Annotated in this window: 20 protein-coding genes; 7 read left to right on the top strand and 13 right to left on the bottom strand. The window is 66.6% G+C overall.

The window, feature by feature from the left end; all coding sequences use genetic code 11:
* Positions 1 to 57: 57 nt before the first annotated feature.
* Both NYP18_RS02900 and upp read right to left on the bottom strand, forming a co-directional pair.
* Complete coding sequence (locus tag NYP18_RS02900) at positions 58 to 495, bottom strand: helix-turn-helix domain-containing protein (RefSeq protein WP_259426652.1); 438 nt, start codon at positions 493 to 495, stop codon at positions 58 to 60.
* Positions 496 to 566: 71 nt separating this feature from the next.
* Positions 567 to 1,202: a uracil phosphoribosyltransferase gene (gene upp, locus NYP18_RS02895; RefSeq protein WP_259426650.1), complete on the bottom strand. Its 636-nt coding sequence runs from the start codon at positions 1,200 to 1,202 to the stop codon at positions 567 to 569.
* A 62-nt stretch (positions 1,203 to 1,264) separates the two neighbouring features.
* Here upp and NYP18_RS02890 point away from each other — a divergent pair, with 62 nt between their 5' ends.
* From NYP18_RS02890 to NYP18_RS02880, 3 genes are read left to right on the top strand one after another with little or no spacing between them, the layout of a single operon-like run.
* Entirely contained in the window at positions 1,265 to 1,534 is a 270-nt protein-coding gene (locus tag NYP18_RS02890; RefSeq protein ID WP_259426648.1) for a hypothetical protein, read from the top strand.
* Positions 1,531 to 2,406, top strand: coding sequence for a C40 family peptidase (locus NYP18_RS02885; protein WP_259426647.1), 876 nt, complete (start codon positions 1,531 to 1,533; stop codon positions 2,404 to 2,406). The genes NYP18_RS02890 and NYP18_RS02885 overlap by 4 nt, the downstream gene beginning before the upstream one ends.
* A 22-nt stretch (positions 2,407 to 2,428) precedes the next feature.
* Positions 2,429 to 3,658, top strand: a complete 1,230-nt coding sequence (locus NYP18_RS02880) for a SatS C-terminal domain-containing protein (RefSeq protein WP_259426642.1) — start codon at positions 2,429 to 2,431, stop codon at positions 3,656 to 3,658.
* A gap of 4 nt (positions 3,659 to 3,662) precedes the next feature.
* On the opposite strand, the gene NYP18_RS02875 is transcribed toward NYP18_RS02880, so the two are convergent.
* From NYP18_RS02875 to NYP18_RS02865, 3 genes are all read right to left on the bottom strand, one after another.
* Positions 3,663 to 4,628 carry an adenosine deaminase family protein gene (locus NYP18_RS02875; protein ID WP_259426640.1) on the bottom strand — a complete coding sequence of 322 codons (966 nt, stop codon included), beginning with the start codon at positions 4,626 to 4,628 and terminating at the stop codon, positions 3,663 to 3,665.
* Between the two features lie 20 nt (positions 4,629 to 4,648).
* A complete protein-coding gene (locus NYP18_RS02870; RefSeq protein WP_259426639.1) occupies positions 4,649 to 5,497 on the bottom strand; it encodes an RDD family protein in 849 nt (282 codons plus the stop codon).
* Positions 5,498 to 5,604: 107 nt separating this feature from the next.
* A complete protein-coding gene (locus tag NYP18_RS02865) occupies positions 5,605 to 6,684 on the bottom strand; it encodes a YhjD/YihY/BrkB family envelope integrity protein (RefSeq protein WP_259426637.1) in 1,080 nt (359 codons plus the stop codon).
* 344 nt (positions 6,685 to 7,028) lie between these two features.
* On the opposite strand from NYP18_RS02865, the gene NYP18_RS02860 reads away from it, so the two are divergent.
* The gene (locus tag NYP18_RS02860; protein WP_259426630.1) at positions 7,029 to 8,327 is read left to right on the top strand and encodes a hypothetical protein; all 1,299 of its coding nucleotides are present in this window, start codon (positions 7,029 to 7,031) and stop codon (positions 8,325 to 8,327) included.
* 49 nt (positions 8,328 to 8,376) lie between these two features.
* Positions 8,377 to 8,712 (top strand): hypothetical protein, encoded by a 336-nt coding sequence (locus tag NYP18_RS02855; protein ID WP_259426629.1) that lies wholly within the window; start codon positions 8,377 to 8,379, stop codon positions 8,710 to 8,712.
* A gap of 76 nt (positions 8,713 to 8,788) precedes the next feature.
* Here NYP18_RS02855 and trpS read toward each other — a convergent pair whose 3' ends face one another.
* From trpS to NYP18_RS02830, 5 genes are all read right to left on the bottom strand, one after another.
* The gene (trpS, locus tag NYP18_RS02850) at positions 8,789 to 9,820 is read right to left on the bottom strand and encodes a tryptophan--tRNA ligase (RefSeq protein ID WP_259426627.1); all 1,032 of its coding nucleotides are present in this window, start codon (positions 9,818 to 9,820) and stop codon (positions 8,789 to 8,791) included.
* Positions 9,821 to 9,909: 89 nt separating this feature from the next.
* Positions 9,910 to 10,098 (bottom strand): hypothetical protein, encoded by a 189-nt coding sequence (locus NYP18_RS02845; RefSeq protein WP_259426620.1) that lies wholly within the window; start codon positions 10,096 to 10,098, stop codon positions 9,910 to 9,912.
* Positions 10,099 to 10,169: 71 nt separating this feature from the next.
* A complete protein-coding gene (locus NYP18_RS02840; RefSeq protein ID WP_259426619.1) occupies positions 10,170 to 11,039 on the bottom strand; it encodes a trimeric intracellular cation channel family protein in 870 nt (289 codons plus the stop codon).
* A gap of 3 nt (positions 11,040 to 11,042) precedes the next feature.
* The gene (locus NYP18_RS02835) at positions 11,043 to 11,942 is read right to left on the bottom strand and encodes an exodeoxyribonuclease III (protein ID WP_259426618.1); all 900 of its coding nucleotides are present in this window, start codon (positions 11,940 to 11,942) and stop codon (positions 11,043 to 11,045) included.
* 5 nt (positions 11,943 to 11,947) lie between these two features.
* Positions 11,948 to 13,090 carry an MFS transporter gene (locus NYP18_RS02830; protein WP_259426766.1) on the bottom strand — a complete coding sequence of 381 codons (1,143 nt, stop codon included), beginning with the start codon at positions 13,088 to 13,090 and terminating at the stop codon, positions 11,948 to 11,950.
* 284 nt (positions 13,091 to 13,374) lie between these two features.
* Here NYP18_RS02830 and NYP18_RS02825 point away from each other — a divergent pair, with 284 nt between their 5' ends.
* The gene (locus tag NYP18_RS02825) at positions 13,375 to 15,588 is read left to right on the top strand and encodes an NADP-dependent isocitrate dehydrogenase (RefSeq protein ID WP_259426614.1); all 2,214 of its coding nucleotides are present in this window, start codon (positions 13,375 to 13,377) and stop codon (positions 15,586 to 15,588) included.
* A 23-nt stretch (positions 15,589 to 15,611) separates the two neighbouring features.
* Here the strand turns inward: NYP18_RS02825 and NYP18_RS02820 are convergent, their stop codons facing one another.
* The 3 genes from NYP18_RS02820 to NYP18_RS02810 are packed head-to-tail and all read right to left on the bottom strand — an operon-like array spanning position 15,612 to position 16,372.
* Entirely contained in the window at positions 15,612 to 15,773 is a 162-nt protein-coding gene (locus NYP18_RS02820) for a hypothetical protein (protein WP_259426609.1), read from the bottom strand.
* On the bottom strand, positions 15,770 to 16,012 hold the full coding sequence (locus NYP18_RS02815) for a hypothetical protein (protein ID WP_259426608.1): 243 nt from the start codon (positions 16,010 to 16,012) through the stop codon (positions 15,770 to 15,772). The genes NYP18_RS02820 and NYP18_RS02815 overlap by 4 nt, the downstream gene beginning before the upstream one ends.
* A gap of 30 nt (positions 16,013 to 16,042) precedes the next feature.
* Entirely contained in the window at positions 16,043 to 16,372 is a 330-nt protein-coding gene (locus NYP18_RS02810; RefSeq protein WP_259426607.1) for a hypothetical protein, read from the bottom strand.
* A gap of 484 nt (positions 16,373 to 16,856) precedes the next feature.
* Between NYP18_RS02810 and NYP18_RS02805 the strand changes: the two genes are divergently transcribed.
* Positions 16,857 to 18,188 (top strand): O-acetylhomoserine/O-acetylserine sulfhydrylase, encoded by a 1,332-nt coding sequence (locus NYP18_RS02805; RefSeq protein WP_259426606.1) that lies wholly within the window; start codon positions 16,857 to 16,859, stop codon positions 18,186 to 18,188.
* Positions 18,189 to 18,190: the final 2 nt, after the last annotated feature.

Here is an 18,190-nt window from a genome sequence, read left to right as displayed (position 1 = left end):
CCCTTCACGAACTGTCCTTTCCGGAAGACCTTGAGACAAGGATCAACGCCACCCAGCCTACTCCCCTATCGGTGTCCTCCCGCCGACCGCCTGGGGCGGCTCCGGGCCGTCCTCGTAGCGGGGGCCGGCGCCGTACCGCGCGAAGGCACGCCGGAAGCGCCGCAGGTCCTGCCCGCCGGCCGGCCAGCGGATGGAGATGCCGACATCCCCCGCCGAGCAGATGTCGGTCACCGGGGCATCACCGGCCGGCAGGAGCACCGCCGGCGGCACGTCGAGGGCGCGGGCGAGCTGGTAGATGGTGGTCAGCTGCGGGTCAGGGGCTTTTCCCGTGTTGTTGAGGTTCCGCTCGATGTTGGATATTGAATTCCGCGAGATGTCGGAGAGGGTGGCCAGCTGCTCCTGTGTCAGCCCCCGGATGAGGCGCAGCTGACGGAGGTTCCTGCCGAGCCGCAGACCGTAACTGGGCCATGGATCCCACTCTTCTTCCCGCGTCATGCCCCCAAATTGCCCACTGCAGTGGGAGAAGTCCGCCCACTACAGTGGGCAGACAGGGGACGGTCCAGGTGCTACAGGTCGATGTTCCTGGGGCCGTAGAGGCGATCACCGGCATCCCCGAGACCAGGCACGATGTAGGCGTCCTCGTTGAGGTCCGGATCGATCGCAGCGGTGACCAGACGACAGGGCAGCCCGGATTCCGCCAGTGCATCCACTCCGGTCTGGGCGGAGACCATGCAGATCGCCGTGATGTCCGTGGCGCCGCGCGCCGCCAGCAGGCGGACCGCGTGCAGCAGCGAACCTCCGGTGGCCAGCATCGGGTCGACGACGAAGACGGTCCGGCCGGCCAGGTCATCAGGCAGGGCCTCCAGGTAGGGCACCGGCTCGTGGGTGACCTCGTTGCGGGCCAGCCCGATGAAGCCGACCTGCGCGTCCGGGATCATCGACAGGGCCGGGTCGATCATCCCCAGCCCGGCGCGGATGACCGGCACGATGATCGGCGGATCGGCCAGGCGCGTGCCCTCCGCGACGGCGACGGGAGTCTGGCAGTCGAAGTGCTCGACGGGCAGCTCGCGGGAGGCCTCGTAGACGAGCATGGCGCCCAGGTCCGCGAGGGCGGCGCGGAAGGCGGTGTTGTCGCTGCGTGCATCGCGCATGATCGTCAGCCGTGACGCGGCCAGCGGGTGATTGATGATGGTGATCTCCATGCGCCCCATGCTAGACGCCGCTCCCCGGGAACCTTCCGCCTGTTCCGGCAGTCCAATAAGGCATGGACACCTTCTCCGTGGACCCTGACCGTGCCCGCCTGCTGACCGCCGAGCTTCTCGACGCCGCCGACCACCTCCCCGATACTCCGCTGCCCCGCCCCGGGCAGGGCCGTTTCAGCACCTCCCTCCACCATGCCGTGGCCCACCTGGACACCCAGACCCGGTGTGTCCACGACCGGGCACGGGTGCTGGCGGAACGTTCCCACCGTGTCATCGATGCCACCGAGGGTGCTGACCGGACCCTGGCCGCCGATCTCGGGAGGCTGCGGTGAGGGATATCGTCGCCACCCTGCAGCACATTGCGGACCTCCAGCCGGAGACGCTGCCCCTCCTCCGTCTTCCAGCGCTGCCGGATTTCCAGGCCGCACTACCGCTGTGTGAGATGATCGCCGCCGGCTCGCCGGGCGGCACCACCCTGGTGGAGACCGCCCGGGCGGTCAGCGCCGACCGCCGGCTGGTCTCGGACATCAATGAGACAGCCGCCGGTCATGTGGAGTCCACCCGCACCGAACTGCTGCACCTGGCCGGGGAACTGGGTGGGCAGGCGGTCCAGGTCCTTCCGCGGCTGCTATCCCCCGTACCGGGCGCCCAGGCCGGGGCCCTGCTGGAGCTGCAGAACCTGGCGGCGATCTTCACCCGCACCGCCACCGCCCGGGTCCTGGATCTGGAACAGGTCCTGGATCCGCTGGCCGATGACCTCGACCGGGTGGCAGGCACCGCGCACACCGCCGCCCTGCCTTCCCCCGTCCCGCCGGAACCGCTGGCCCCGGAACCTGCCCACGAACCCGCCTCTTCTTCCGGCAGCACCGGGGAAGCGGCCGTCGCCGCGGCGCTGAGCCAGGTCGGGACCCCCTATGTCTGGGGCGGCACCGGCAACGGCGGTTTCGACTGCAGCGGGCTCACACAGTGGGCCTGGCGTCAGGCCGGGGTCGAGCTGCCGCGCCTGGCGGAACAGCAGACCGTGGGCACGCAGGTGTCGGCGGAGGAACTCATCCCCGGTGATCTGGTGGTGTGGGACGGGCACGTGGCGATGTACGCCGGTGACGGCCAGATCGTCGAGGCGGGTGACCCGGTCCAGACCAATCCGCTGCGGACCACCAACATGGGGATGGCCTTCCAGGGTTTCTGGCGGCCGACCGGGTAGGACTCCGGTAGAATCCCCGCCCATGAGCTCCCCTGCGATCGTCCCCGTGAAACTGTCTCTCACCGAGGGTGATTACTTCACCCTCTGGGCCCCCAGCTGGAAGGAGCACGGTGCCGAATGGCAGGCCTTCCTCGGTGACGACAAGGGGCTGTTTCTGTTCACCTCCCCGGCCCGGATGCTGGCCTTCCTGAACTCCGGTGAGAAGCACGATCTACGTTCGCACCCGAAGTGGTCCGCCTTCGAGGCCCTGCCCGCCGACAAGATCGAGCCGGAGAAGAAGGAGAACCACGACATCATCGGTGCCCCGGCGCTGCTCGCCGGCCGCCCCTCCTACGAGAACGTCTCAGAGCTCAGCCGCATCTTCCGCGTCACCCGCTCGCTGGCCGAGGTCACCGCCGCTGATGACGCCGTTCTCTTCTTCGCCTCCCACTCCGTGCTGGGTAACGTCCACCGCGGCGCCGAGCACTACGCGGGCGACCACGGCATGGGCGAGTGGACCGCTGTGGGTCGTACCGTGCTGGCGAACTGGAGGCAGGTCGTGGAGTCCCTCGACGCCCAGGTGCGCGTCATCGACGTCGACGAGGCGGCCACCACCGGGGCCCAGGCGGAGATCGACGCCGCCCGTATCTCCGCCGCTGAGGCCCGTGCCAGGGCGGAACTCGCCGCGAAGGAGGCCGAGGAGCAGGCCGACCCCTACGATTCCTCCATCTGGGGCCTGGCCGGCATCGACCCGGTGAAGATCACCCTCCAGGGCAAGTCCGTCTACACCCTGCGTACCTACCTCGACGGCAAACCGATCTTCCTCGGCCGCTACGGTGAGATCTTCACCTTCCCCACCACCCGGCAGCTGTCCCGCTGGCTCGTGGAGAACGACACCCACGACCTGGCGAAGGTCTCCACCTGGGAGCAGGTCATGACCCACGCCAACGCCGGCGAACTCGACGTCATCGTCCACCCGGACAACCAATACTCCTACCAGGGGCTGGTCGCCGACATCGAGAAGGGCCCGGAGGCCGTCGACACCAACCAGATGTCCCGCGGTTACGAGCTGTTCGCCGACGCTGCGGACTGGGCCGCCGACGACTCCCTCAACTCCTACCTCCTGGCCAACCCGCGGATGCAGGACTTCCTGTCCTACATGCTCGGCTCCACAGGGACCGCCGGCTACGTTCCCTCCACCCCCTTCACCGACCACTCCACCGCGTGGCGTGAGCTCGAGGAGATGCTGCTCAACCGCTTCTCCAAGTTCTAGCGGCCTACTCCTCCTCCGTTTCCACCTGGTCCAGGCCCTCGACGACATCCTGGGCCTCGTAGGAGGGCAGGATGATGCGCTCGAGCAGGTCCTGGCGCTCCACCTCACTGATAAAGGCAGCACGTACGGCGTTGACGGTGAGGTCGAAGAACTCCTCCAGGCCGTAGCCGAAGGTCTCCGCGAGCACGACGAACTGCTCGGTCAGCGAACCTGCGATCTGACGGTTGCCGGTGCTGACGGTGCACGTGAAACCGAGCTGCTGCAGCAGGGTGAGGGGGTGGTCGCCGATCTCCTCCGCAGCCTCCAGGTGCACCTCGAGGGTCGGGGAGAAATCGATCGCGATGTGGCGGTCGCGGACCCAGCCGGAGACCCGGCCAGGCAGCACCCCCTCAAAACCCTCGGTGTCGATGTGGAAGTCGTCGATCAGACCCACCGGATGACCCAGACGGACCGCACCCAACTGGACGGCCTCGGCGATGGCGTCGATGCCGCCGTCCAGTCCGGCGTGCAGGGTGAAGGGGACGTAGGCCTCGCGCAGCTGCCGGAAGGCATCCGCATGCTCCTCCAGGGAATGTTCCTCCGGTCCCGCGACGTCGAAGCCGACGACCTGGCGTCCGTGGTTGCGCACCGCCAGTTCGGCGATCTCCGAGATGAGGCGGCCGCGCTGGGCGGTGAGGATGAGACGGGCGTCGATACGCGGGACGTCGAGTCCGGCCACGGCGCAGTCGACGACCTCCTGGAGGGTCAGCCCACCTGCGGTGTGCAGCTCCGGGGAGATGCGGAGTTCGACATAGACCACGTTGTCGGCGGCGAGCTCGGTGAGCTGCTCCCGCACCTGGGTCGTCAGGGTGTCAGGGGTCTGCGCAGGCTCGCCGGTGAGATGGTCGTGAAGAAGGACCTTCGGCAGGCCTGCGAGGACCTCGCGGTTGACGTTCTTGCGGTCCGGGCTGATCTCAGGGGTCTCGTACATGGCCCCCATGCTAATCCGCTCTACCGGCCCGGCTTACGCACGACCTCCGCACCCGCCCAGCGGTCGTGGGAGCCGATGAACTGGTTGGTCGGGTTGATGGAGCTGCCGATGGCGATGGCACCGATGAAGCTGATCAGCCAGCCGATACCGGGGACGATGTTGACGATGCGCCACCACTGACGCTTCGCCGACTGCTGCAGGCTCAGGTTCTCGCCGGTGTTGAGGTCCCGGACCTGGTAACCGAACAGGTGCTTGACCGGGGAGGCACCGGTGTACACCTCAAAACCGATGAAATACGCCAGCGCAGCGATGGAGCTCAGCAACCAGCCGGCCCCCTCGCCCGCCCCGAAGATCACGACGAGCAGACCGGTGAGCATGGAGAGGAGGATGCCGTCGAGAAGCATCATGCCCAGACGCAGACCTGCCGAGGGCCGGTCCACGGTCGGCTGATGCACGGGCACCCCGGCCATGTACTGGGAGGGGTTGGCGAAGGGATCCGCCTGCGGTGGCGGCGGGGTGTACGTCGGATAGTTGTAGGGTGTCGACTGCTGCTGAGGTTGGGGCTGTGGTTGGGGTTGCCCGGGGAACATCTGCGGATCCGGCAGCGTGCCGAAGTTACCCAGGTACTCCAGGTCGTTCCAGTTCAGGTTGAGGGAGGCATCCAACGCGTCATCGTAGGTCGCGCGACGGGCGTCATCGGAGAGGACCGCGAAGGTGGTGTGCAGCTGCCGGCGCCGGGGATCGGTGTCCAGGACAGCCTGATTCTCCAGATCGAGATCACGTTGCGCCAGAACACGTCCCAGCTCGTCCGCCGAGGCGCTGCGGTCGAGGCCGTGGAGCTGGTAGAGGTTCGGCGTCGGGGAGTTCATGTCGGTCACCTTGTCCTTGGAAGTTGTGTCGTCCCCTCAAGGATAGGCCCCACGCTCAACGTCCGGCATCGGGAAAGCCCCTGAAGTTCACCCTGATTCCGCTGGTCCTACTTACGCCGCAGGAGCGCGAGAGCACCCGCCCCCAGGGCGCCGAGCGCGGCGCCCACCCCGACGGCGACACCTGCGCCGGGACCCTGGTTGACCTCCTCCCGCACCCGGATGACGGCTGGCACCGGGGCGGGCATCTGAGCCATCTGCAGGGATTCCTCGGTGGTTGCTGCCCAGGCGGAGACGTACATGACCAGACGCCACACCAGGTAGAGCACGACCATGAGACCGATGATCGGCCCAAAGGTCGCGCCCGCCGGATTCGACAGCGCATTGGTCGCGAATAATGAACCGAGCTGCTTGATCACCTCGAAGCCGAGCGCACCGAGGACGGCAGCCTGCAACCCGGAACGCATGGGCACCTTCGTGCGGGGCAGATAGAACACCATCCAGGCCATGACCAGGAAGTTCGCCAGCAGTCCGACGAGGATGGCCACACCGTAAGTGAGAAAGCGGATGCCCGGGATCCCGGCCAGGCCGAAGAATTCCAGGACGTACTCCGTCAGCCCGGAGCTGCCGATCGCAGTGACAGCGAAGGCCACCGCCAGCGCCAGGAACAGACCGAACAGCCCCAGCAGGTCACTGAATTTCTTGGTGACGAAGTTGCCGACGGCGGTGGGGTCGACCTTCCACATCTTGGAGGCCCCGTAGCGCAGGTTGTTCATCCAGCCGAGACCCGACCACAGGGCGGTCACGGCACCGATCCCGGCGACCGCACCACGCTGCGCGATGGCCGTGGTGAGGATGTCATTGATGAGCGTGCCCAGCTCCCCCTCGACCGAACCGGCGATCTGCTCCTGCACGTCGGTGAGTACCTCGGGACGGTTGGCCAGGAACGTGGCGACCGCGGCGACAATGAGCATGAGGATGGGGAAGATCGCCAGGACCGAGAAGTAGGTGATGCCCGCCGAATACTGGTTGCCGCCCATCGACGAATAGCGGTCCTGCATCCGCATCAGGTGGTCGACGGCCTCCGACCTCTCACGGACCTTATCGACGGCCCCCGGGTCATCGTCGTGGACCCGTTCAATGCCGAACTCATCGACGTTGCGCTGGTCGGACTGCGTGCTGGTGGCCACTGCCACTCCTCTCCGGAAGGATCAGCCATTCCTCAACCTGCTGATACAACCCCCACGGTAGGTAAAAATGCGGCACATCGCACGTACCGCAATGCAACCGTTACGATCCCCTGGCTGAACCCTGTTCGGAAGATCAGGAAATTTTCCAGTGGCCTCGACTTCCGCCCGAGTCACCGTGGCTGCCTTCCCCCGTGATCGAAAAGGGGCCTATTTTCATTAAATAAATACCCCTGAACTGCCCGTTCACCGTCGGTTGACCCCGAAGTTCACCCCCGTGTCAGGGGCATGGTCTAGCGTCGAAATCGAACGGATAAGCGACCGAGTTCGACAGGGGGTGAGACAGGATGCAACCGTCATGGAGTGTGCTCAACAAGGCCGACCCACACGCGGTGGCACGCACCACCAACACCGCCGGCACCTACCGGTTCTGGCGCGCCATCCAACCCACACCCGAACAACTCGACACCGTCGACTGGACCACCCTGCTCGCCGGCCTGACCCGCTCCACCGGCCTCCTGCCCGGCACCATCACCCGCCACCTCGACGCCCTGAGCACCCTCGACCGACTCCCGCGGTTGCGCGCCCTCGTGGAGCAGACCTGGGTGCTTGACATGACCTACCTCGGTGCCATCGACCGCGCCGCAGTCCAGGCCCCGCAACGGCTGCAGGACGACCCCTACTTCTGGGAGGTCCTCGATGAGGACCTGGTCGCCAAACTGCAACCGAGCAGGGCGCACCAGCTGCTGCCCACACCCCGGACCTTCGCCCGGGTCGTGGCCACCACCATCACCACCGTGGTGACCCACGATGACCACCCCGCCTGGCCCCCGGTCCCGGAACCGGACCCACCACCAGAACCAGAACCCGGGGAGGACCCGGAGGGCAACCCGGGGGACGGGGAGGACGATTCCGAGGGCAATTGTGAGAGGGATGCCGGGGAGGACACTGCCGACAAGGACCCAGGGGACGGAAGCCAGGGCAACGAAGAAAACGAGAGCGCCGGGGAAGACACCGGGGAGAACGACACCCCGACGGGTCCGCAGCCCTGTCTCGACCCGGTCGAGCTCATGCGCTCGCTGCCACCCCTGGGCGACACCCCGGCACCGGGGTTGTGGATCGACACCGAGGACAACGCCACCGTCCGCTTCGAGTTGTCGGTGGATCAGGCCACCGGCACGCTGATCCGGGATGTGGTGTGGCAGATCGCCCGCACCGCGGGTGTCAGCCAGGCCCGGGCGATGGTCCTGCTCCTCCTCGGTCAGACCACCACCTCGGTGACCACGCATCTCTACACCGCGAAGGACATCCCCGGTGCCCCGGTGTTCCACCCCCTGGCAGGCATGCTCACCGCGCAGGCAGCCACCCGTCTGCTGGACATCTCTGAGCGCACCACGGACATGGATGCTGCTGCCACCGCAGTCACACCGGCCTATACCCCGACACCTGTGATCCGGGCCTACCTCGTCGGGAGGGACTGGTGCTGCCGCTGGCCCGGGTGCTCCACACCCGCGGTCGCCAGCGATAACGACCACCGCAGTCACACCGGCCTATACCCCGACACCTGTGATCCGGGCCTACCTCGTCGGGAGGGACTGGTGCTGCCGCTGGCCCGGGTGCTCCACACCCGCGGTCGCCAGCGATAACGACCACCGCATCAACCACCACGACGGTGGGCCCACCACACCGGGGAACATGGTGATGCTGTGCCGGCACCACCACAACCGGAAAACTGATGCCCAGGCCACCTACCTGCTCGATCCCATTACGGGGGATGTGTTCTGGCTCTTCGCGGACGGGACGTGGGCGGTGGATCATGCCCAGGGACCTCTGGCGGCGGTGGAGAAACGGTGGGTGCAGACCTATGTGCAGCGCCGTGCCCGTCGGGCTGAGCGGGCAGCAGCGCGGGCCGCAGCAGCAGAGTTCGAGGACTACCAGGAAGGCGCTGAGCAGCGGGCCGAGGCCCATGCCCGGCTGGAGGAGGCCATGGCACAGGCCGACACCGATCCAGGCCGGGCCCCACCCGAGTGACAGCTGCATCCCGGGCGCCTGGAGGGTGACCCGGGGTGGGAGGGACGTCGATAAGCAGAATCAGGTCCGCTGACGCCTAACGCAGGCGGCGCAGGAAACCAACCTTGTCGTAAACCTCCTGGACGACTGCATCGGCGTACTCGCCGGCACGCTCGGCGCCCTTCGCCAGGATGCGCTCAAGCTCGGCGCGATCAGCCATCAGCTCGTCATAGCGGGCACGCAGCGGGGTGGTGAAAGCCTCCAGCGCATCGGCGGTGTCCACCTTGAGGGCACCGTAACCCTGGCCTTCGTAACCGGCGACCAGGTCGTCGATGCCGGTGCCGGTCAGCGCGGACTGGATGGCCAGCAGGTTGGACACGCCCGGCTTGTTCTCCCGATCATAGGCGATGACGCCGTCGTTGTCGGTGACCGCGGAGCGGATGCGCTTGGTGGAGGTCTTCGGGTCGTCGAGAAGGTTGATCAGACCCTTGGGGTTCTCACCGGACTTGGACATCTTGGCGGTGGGTTCCTGCAGGTCCTGGATCTTTGCGGAGCCCTCCGGGATGAAGCCCTCCGGTACGACGAAGGTCTCGCCGTAGCGGGAGTTGAAACGCTCGGCCAGGGTGCGGGTCAACTCCAGGTGCTGGCGCTGATCCTCGCCGACGGGGACCAGCTGCGGGCGGTAGAGGAGAATATCCGCGGCCATGAGGACGGGGTAGGTGAACAGTCCGACGGTGGCCCGGTCGGTACCCTGCCTCTGGGATTTGTCCTTGAACTGGGTCATGCGCGAGGCCTCACCGAAACCGGTCAGGCAACCCAGCACCCAGGTCAGCTCCGCGTGCTGCGGCAGATGCGACTGCACGAAGAGGGTGGACTTGCCCGGGTCGATGCCCAGGGCGATGAGCTGGGCGGTGCCGGCGATGGTGCGCTGACGTAGCTCCGCCGGGTCCTGCTCGACGGTGATGGCGTGCAGGTCGGGGATGAAGTAGAAGGCGTCGTAGTTGTCCTGCAGCTCGATCCACTGCTTCAGGGCGCCGAGGTAGTTGCCCAGGTGGTAGGAGTCCGCGGTGGGCTGAATACCGGAGAGGACTCGCTGGCGGGCTTCGGGCGACGGATTCTGCTCATTCATAACGGTTGAGTCTAGCCCGCGTGCTTCCGGGAACGACGAAGGCGACGCCGATGCCTGCTTCTCGACGCCGCCTCGTTCCCCACGGAAGCTCAGAGCTTGCGGGAGGTGGGGCTGTGCTTGTCCAGACCGATCGCGATCGCGGAGACGATCAGGGCGCCACCGATGGCCATGGTCAGGGCGCAGACGATGGCCATCACGGAGAAGCCGACGGCGCCGTACCAGAAGAAGCCGCCCACCAGCAGGGCGACACCGAGGATCAGGATAATGAATGCGCGCATGTGTGATTCCACTTCTGTAGTTGGTCAGGACAAAGAGGATGTCAGTCGTTGAAACATTCTAGCAGCGGGGGCTATGAGCGGGGGCTGGGGCTGGCCGCCCCGTCCCCCGGATCCGGCATCTCGTCGGGGTCCTCTCCGGTGGCGTCCTCCGGCAGGGCCCAACGCTGTTTCTTCCCCTTCCCCTTCTTGTCGTGGCTCCTGCCCAGCAGGGTGTAGCGGGAGGTGTCGAAGGTGACGCGGCGACGTGACAGACGCAGGTGGCGGCGCATCGACTGGTAGGACAGTGAGGCCCGTGGGTCGATGGGCTGGTCGGCTCCGCGGTAATCGAAGACGGGGAGGCTGAGCCCGAAGTACATGGCGATGACGCGGATGGCGAAGGTCGCGACCAGCGTGATCACGATGGTCCAGTTCTCGCTGAGTCCGACGGCCAGGAGTCCCATGTATATGGCGGTGGCCATCATTGCGACGGAGGCGTAGAGCTCCTTGGAGAACACCAGGGGCACGCGGTCGCTCATCAGGTCACGCAGCACACCGCCGGAGACGCCGTTGACCACCGCCGCCACGGCGGCGATGACGAAGCCGTAGCCCAGGTCCAGGGCGATCTGGGTGCCGATGACCGAGAAGGTGGCCAGGCCGACGGCGTCGGCAAGCAGGAACACCTTCCGGAAATAGTGCATGAGGAAAGACAGGGACACCGTCACCAGGGCGGCAACCACCACGATGACAAGATAGATGGGGTTCTCCACCCAGGTCAGGGGGTAGGTGTCCAGGATCATGTCGCGGATGGTGCCGCCGCCGAGGCCGGTGAGGGCGGCCAGGGCGACGACGCCGAACAGGTCCATCTTCTGTTTTCCCGCCGCCAGCGCAGCGGTGATGGCCTCGGCCGTGATGCCGATGACGAAGGTGATGACCAGCAGCTGGCCGGTATCGATGGCGTCCATGATCTATGCGTAAGTCACATTCAGTGGGGAGTGATCGGACCAGCGGGTCTCCACGGTGGGTGCGCGGTCAACCCAGCTGTGCTCGGCACGGTCGAGCATGCTTCTGGTGGCGGCCTGATAGTCGATCCGCCAGCCGGCGTTGTTGTTGAACGCCTGGCCGCGGTAGGTCCACCAGGTGTACGGCCCTTCCCCCTCGGGCTGGAGGCGGCGGGCCACGTCGAACCACTTCGGTTCAGTGGCTGCACCCCGGATCGTACGCCCGTCGTAGCCGACCACGCCGTGGTACTCCCCCAGTCCGGGCTTCTCCTGCGGCATTTCCTCGGGGAAGTGCCCGAACACGGAGTCCAGGAAGGCCCGTTCGTCGGCGAGGAAACCGGAGTTCTTCAGGTTCCCCTTCCAGTTCTTCAGGTCCTCCCGCCGGTGGCAGATGTTCCAGTCGCCGCCGATGATCATCTCGGGGAACTCCCCGGCACGCTGCTCCAGGAAGGGTTCGAACTCGTCGAGGAAGCGGTACTTCTCGTCCTGCTTCTCGGAGCCGACGGAACCGGAGGGCAGGTACAGCGAGGCCACACGCACCCCGTCGAAGGTGCCCTCGATCCAGCGGCCGGAATCGACGAAGGACCCGAGGCCGACGCGGACGTCGTCAAGCGGGGCCCGGGAGAGGATGCCCACCCCGGCGCGGCCCCGGGCGACGGCGGGCGCGCCGACGTAGTGCCAGCCTGCGTCGAGGGCGGGCTGCAGGGCCTTGACCGTCTCGTCGATGGTGGCCCGTACCTCCTGCAGGAGCACGACGTCGGAGGCGGATTCCGCCAGCCAGGCCAGCATCCCCGGGTTGTCTTCGTTGCGCTGCTTCACAGCGGCCCGGATGCCGTTGACATTGATGGAGGTGATGGTCAGAGTCATGGCCGTCACCTTATCGCCGCCCGGCGCCGCAGCCATACTGTGGGGAACCAGATGAGGATGGCGGCCACCGCCAGGCCCGCGCCGGCGAGCGCGGGGGCCGAGTACCCCAGGCCGGCGGCGATGACCACGCCACCCAGCGCCGCGCCACCTGCGTTCGCCAGGTTGAGGGCCGAGTGGTTGAGTGCTGCGGCCAGCGTCTGGGCGTCCCCGGCGACATCCATGAGCCGGATCTGGAGGGAGGGCACGAGGGAGGAACCGAAGAAGCCGATGAGGGCGAAGTTGAGGGTACCGGGCACCGGGCTGACGGAGCTGAAGTAGAAGCCGGTGAGCACCACCGCGATCATGACCAGCGCGAACAGGATGCCGTACTCGAGGTTGCGGTCCGCGACACGCCCGCCGAACCAGTTGCCCAGAACGGAGCCCACGCCATAGGCCATGAGCACCAACCACATCCATTCCAGATCCAGCCCGGCGCGTTCGGTCATGGTCCAGGAGATGTAGGTGTAGACGGCGAACATGCCGCCGAAACCGACGGTACCGATGGCCAGGGTCAGCCAGACCTGGGAGCGGGCGAGGGCACTGAGTTCCGTGAGCGCGGAGGTGGGCGCCATCTGCGTCATGTGCGGCATGAGGAACCACAGGGCAGTGAAGGTGGCCAGGCCGAGGATGGCGACCAGGGCGTAGGCCGCCGCCCAGCCGTAGGCCTGGCCGAGGGCCTGGGCGGCCGGGACACCGGCGACGGTGGCCACGGACAGGCCCATGCCCACGAAGGCGACGGCCCGGCCGCGCTGGCCGGGTGGGGCCATCGAGGCGGCGGAGAGTCCCGCCACGGAGAAGTACGCGCCGTGTGGCAGGCCCGCGAGGAAGCGGGCGGCCAGCAGCAGCGGATAGTTGTCCGCGAGCGCAGCGGCGAGGTGGCCGAGGGTGAAGGCGAGCATGAGCAGCAGGAGCAGGCGGCGCCGGGGCACGAGCCCGGTCAGGGCCGTGATCACCGGGGCACCGACGACCACGCCGAGGGCGTAGGCGGAGATGATGTGGCCGGCCTGGTCCTCGGTGACGGTGAAGTCCTCGGCGATCAGCGGCAGCAGGCCCATGGAGACGAATTCGGTGGTGCCGATGGCGAAACCACCCAGGGCGAGGGCGAGCATGACGATCAGCCGGCGCCGTTTCGTGATCTCGGTCTGGCGGGGCCGGGGGCGCCGGGCCGGGACAACGGTGCGGACTGAGCGGAGGCGGTCTTTCACGGATGGGCATACTACGCCACTACGTTGACCGCCACCGGTTCCGTGTATTCCCCCTGGTGGAGGGGCGAGGGAAAAGATGCCGCGGCAAGCGGTTTCCGGTGGCTCCCGGCCCCTGCCACCGGCCGTATCGTAGGGGAAAGGGTAGGCTGGATAACCGACTATTGACCCGTATACCACGAGGGAGTTACATGGCTAAGATCATCTGGACCCGCACCGACGAGGCACCGCTTCTCGCGACCTACTCGTTCAAGCCGGTTGTCGAGGCGTTCGCCGGCACTGCAGGCATCGATGTGGAGACCCGCGATATTTCCCTCGCCGGCCGCATCCTCGCCCAGTTCCCCGACCGTCTCACCGATGAGCAGCGCGTCGATGACGCCCTCACTGAGCTGGGCGAGCTGGCGAAGACCCCGGAAGCCAACATCATCAAGCTTCCGAACATCTCCGCCTCCGTGCCGCAGCTGAAGGCCGCCATCAAGGAGCTCCAGGCCCAGGGCTACGACATCCCCGACTTCGTCGACTCCCCGCAGACCGAGGATGAGAAGGAGGCCCGCAAGCGTTACAGCGTAGTAATGGGTTCCGCCGTGAACCCCGTACTCCGTGAGGGCAACTCCGACCGCCGTGCACCGGAGGCCGTGAAGAACTTCGTCAAGAAGAACCCGCACCGCATGGGCGAGTGGTCCGCCGACTCCAGGACCAACGTCGCCACCATGGCTGCCGATGACTTCCGCCACAACGAGCAGTCCGTCATCCTGCCGGAGGCGGACACCCTCTCCTTCGTCCACGTGGCCGCCGACGGCACCGAGACGAAGCTGCGCGAGGACCTGCCGGTGCTCAAGGGCGAGGTCGTCGACGGCACCGTCCTGCGCGCCGCCGCCCTGAAGACCTTCCTGGCCGAGCAGGTCAAGCGGGCCAAGGAGGAGGGCATCCTCTTCTCCGTGCACATGAAGGCCACCATGATGAAGGTCTCCGACCCGATCATCTTCGGCTACGTCGTCCGCACCTTCTTCGCCGACGTCTTCGACAAGTACGGCGAGCAGCTCGAGGCCGCCGGCCTCAACGGGGAGAACGGCCTCGGTGCCATCCTCGACGGCCTGGACAAGCTCGACAACGGCGCCGAGATCCGCGCCGCCTTCGACGAGGCCCTGGCCAACGGCCCGGACCTGGCCATGGTCAACTCCGCGAAGGGCATCACCAACCTGCACGTGCCCTCCGACGTCATCGTCGACGCCTCCATGCCCGCCATGATCCGCACCTCCGGCCAGATGTGGAACAAGGATGACCAGACCCAGGACACCCTGGCTGTCATCCCTGACTCCTCCTACGCCGGTGTCTTCCAGACGGTCATCGAGGACTGCAAGGCCAACGGCGCCTTCGACCCGACCACCATGGGCACCGTCCCCAACGTCGGCCTGATGGCTCAGAAGGCCGAGGAGTACGGCTCCCACGACAAGACCTTCCGCATCGAGTCCGACGGCAAGGTCGAGGTCCGCAACGCCGCCGGTGACGTCCTCCTCGCCCATGACGTCTTCGAGGGCGATATCTGGCGTGCGTGCCAGACCAAGGACGCCCCGATCCAGGACTGGGTCAAGCTCGCCGTCGACCGCGCACGTATCTCCGGCATGCCGGCCGTGTTCTGGCTCGACTCAGAGCGCGCCCACGACCGCAACCTGACCGCACTGGTGGAGAAGTACCTGGCCGACCACGATACCGAGGGCCTGGACATCAAGATCCTCTCCCCGGTCGAGGCGACCCAGCTGTCCGTGGACCGCATCCGCCGCGGCGAGGACACCATCTCCGTGACCGGCAACGTCCTGCGTGACTACAACACCGATCTCTTCCCGATCCTCGAGCTGGGCACTTCCGCCAAGATGCTCTCCGTCGTCCCGCTGATGGCCGGTGGCGGCCTCTTCGAGACCGGTGCCGGCGGCTCCGCCCCGAAGCACGTCGAGCAGGTCACCTCGGAGAACCACCTGCGCTGGGATTCCCTCGGCGAGTTCCTCGCCCTGGCCGAGTCCCTGCGCCACGTCTCCCGCACCCAGGACAACGCCCAGGCCGCCGTCCTGGCCGATGCCCTGGACCAGGCCACCGAGAAGCTGCTGGCCGAGGGCAAGTCCCCGTCCCGCAAGGTCGGCGAGATCGACAACCGCGGCTCCCACTTCTACCTCGCCGCCTACTGGGCCGAGGCGCTGGCTGCTCAGTCCGATGACGCTGCACTGGCCGAGAAGTTCGCCCCGGTCGCCGCAGCCCTGTCGGAGAACGCCACCACCATCGACAAGGAGCTCATCGACAACCAGGGTGTCTCCGTCGAGCTGGGCGGCTACTACGCCCCGTCCGACGAGAAGACCTCCGAGGTCATGCGCCCGTCCGCGAAGTTCAACGAGATCATCGACGGTCTGAAGTAGAACCTCGCTTCTCGACGCCCCGCTCACCCTCCGGTGGGCGGGGCGTTCTCGTCTGCGGCGTCGGCAAGCCCGCGTTCCCGGAGGATCTCCGCCGAGCGGCGGATGGCCTCGTAGCGCCGGATCACGAGGTACTTCGGCGGGTTAAGGAAGAACCCCCAAAGGAGGACCCAGAGCGCCATGCTCACTGCCAGGCCACCGCCCAGCCGGCGCCTTCTGCCCGGACCACGTAGAAGACAGCGACAAAGACGACGCAGAGGGAGAGCACGTAGAGCCCGCTGCGGCTGGCGTGCAGGTGGAAGATGCGGAGCAGCACCGCGCCGATACCACTGGAGAGCATCACCGCGATAAGGACGAAGAGGAAGAACATCGGAAAACGCCCGGCCGCGAAGATACCCACAAAGTCCTCATCACCGGCGAAGACCACCAGCGAGAGATTGAGTGCCAGGGCGAAGCCTCAGATGTAGACGACATAACCCGTCAGCGCAGCGACCCGGGTGCCGCCCGGATTGCGGATGGCGTCAACGTTGCTCAGGTTCCACTGCGTGGCGATGACTGCCAGCCTGCCGCGGGCCTCCCAGGCACCGTCCTCCACCTGCCGTTGGAAGAGACCGGTGTGTTTCCACTGCGGCAGGGAGGCGAAGGTCACCAGGAACAGCAGGAAGCTGACGAGGTACATGAAGAAGATCCGCGGATGAAGCAGACCAGCCGCCGCCTCCGCGAACCCGAACAGGACTGTCATCAACAGCACCGCGAAGGCCGAACCGAAGCTGACGAGCATCGCCATCTCCGCCTGGTTGGCGTAGGTCTGCAGAGATGATCGAGTTCAGCTGCACCGTGGACGCCAGGAGAATCCCGGCGAACAGAGAAGCGTAGGCGACGATGTCCGCCATCTCCAGGTTCCACCGCAGGAAAGGGGACATTCCCTCGGGCAGGCGTATCCAACCGAGCACGCCGCCGTTGCCCCCGTAGGCATAGGCGACGGTGAGGAAGGTGGATCAGATGGTCAGCAGGAAGAACATCGCGGACACCCGGGCCACCGCCCCGACGGCGCCTTGTGGCGGATGCTCCCTCCGGACTTCCGCAGGACTACCGTTCTCACTGGTGGACTTCATGAATCCCTCGATTCTTCCGTCAACTCCTAAGCAGCAGCATAGGCCGTCCACCGGATGAATTGATTGCGCCGACCAATTGCCCTAGACCGAGCTGTCCATTATGGTGTTGGCAATAACATCGTTCCCACCCCCGAAGAATCGTAAAGAGGATCAACCATGGCCAAATACGACAACAGCAACGCCGGCGACTGGGCATTCGAGACCCGCTCCATCCACGCAGGCGGTGGCCTGGACAGTGACACCGGATCACGCAACCAGCCGATCCACATGACCACCTCCTACGTCTTCGACTCGGCCGAGAACGCGGCCAACCGTTTCAGCCTCGCCGAGAGCGGCTTCATCTACACCCGCCTGAACAACCCGACGCTGAACACCCTCGAGGAGCGCATCGCCTCCCTGGAGGGTGGCGTTGCCGCCCTGGCCTTCGCCTCCGGTCAGGCTGCCCAGACCGCCGCGATCCTCAACCTCGCCGGTTCCGGCGACCACATCGTCACCTCCCCGCGCCTCTACGGCGGCACGGAGACCCTCTTCCAGGTCACCCTCAAGCGTCTGGGCATCGAGTTCACCTTCGTGGAGAACCCGGATGATCCCGAGTCCTGGCAGGCAGCCGTGCGCCCGAACACCCGCGCCTTCTACGCGGAGACCTTCGGCAACCCTGTCGCCGACGTCCTCGACATCCCCGTCATCGCCGAGGTCGCCCACCACAACAGCGTCCCGCTGATCGTGGACAACACTGTGGCCACCGCCGCCCTGGTCCGCCCGCTGGAACTCGGTGCGGACATCGTCGTCGCCTCGCTGACCAAGTTCTACACGGGCAACGGCTCCTCCATCGGCGGGGTGCTTGTCGACGGTGGCAAGTTCGACTGGACCGTCGAGCGTGACGGCCAGCCCGTTTTCGAGCAGTTCGTCACCCCGGACCCGGCCTACCACGGTCTGAAGTACGCCGACCTGGGTGCACCGGCATACGCCCTCAAGGCCCGCGTCGGCCACCTGCGCGACACCGGTGCGGCCATCTCCCCCTTCAATGCCTGGGTGGTCCTGCAGGGCCTGGACACCCTCGCCCTGCGCACCGAGCGGCACAACGAGAACGCCATCAAGGTGGCCGAGTTCCTCGCCGCACACCCGCAGGTCGAGGCCGTCAACTTCGCCGGCCTGGAGTCCTCCCCGTGGTACCGGGTCAAGGAGAAGCTGGGCCTGAAGTACACCGGCTCGGTCCTCACCTTCACTCTCAAGGGCGAGCAGGACGACCGCGCCGGGGCCTGGAAGTTCATCGACTCCCTCAAGCTGCACTCCAACGTGGCCAACCTCGGCGACGTGCGCTCTCTGGTCGTCCACCCGGCCTCCACCACCCACTCCCAGTCGGATGCAGAGGGTCTGCGCCGTGCAGGCATCTCCCAGGCGACGATCCGCCTGTCCGTCGGCATTGAGAACGTCGAGGACATCATCGCAGATCTCGAGCTCGGTTTCGCCGCCGTTTCCGACGCCTAACT

The organism is Corynebacterium lemuris (genome assembly GCF_024919295.1).
Taxonomy (GTDB): Bacteria; Actinomycetota; Actinomycetes; order Mycobacteriales; family Mycobacteriaceae; genus Corynebacterium; species Corynebacterium lemuris.
The sequence above is the reverse complement of the archived record's forward strand: the minus strand, read 5'-3'. Positions and strand labels throughout refer to the sequence as shown.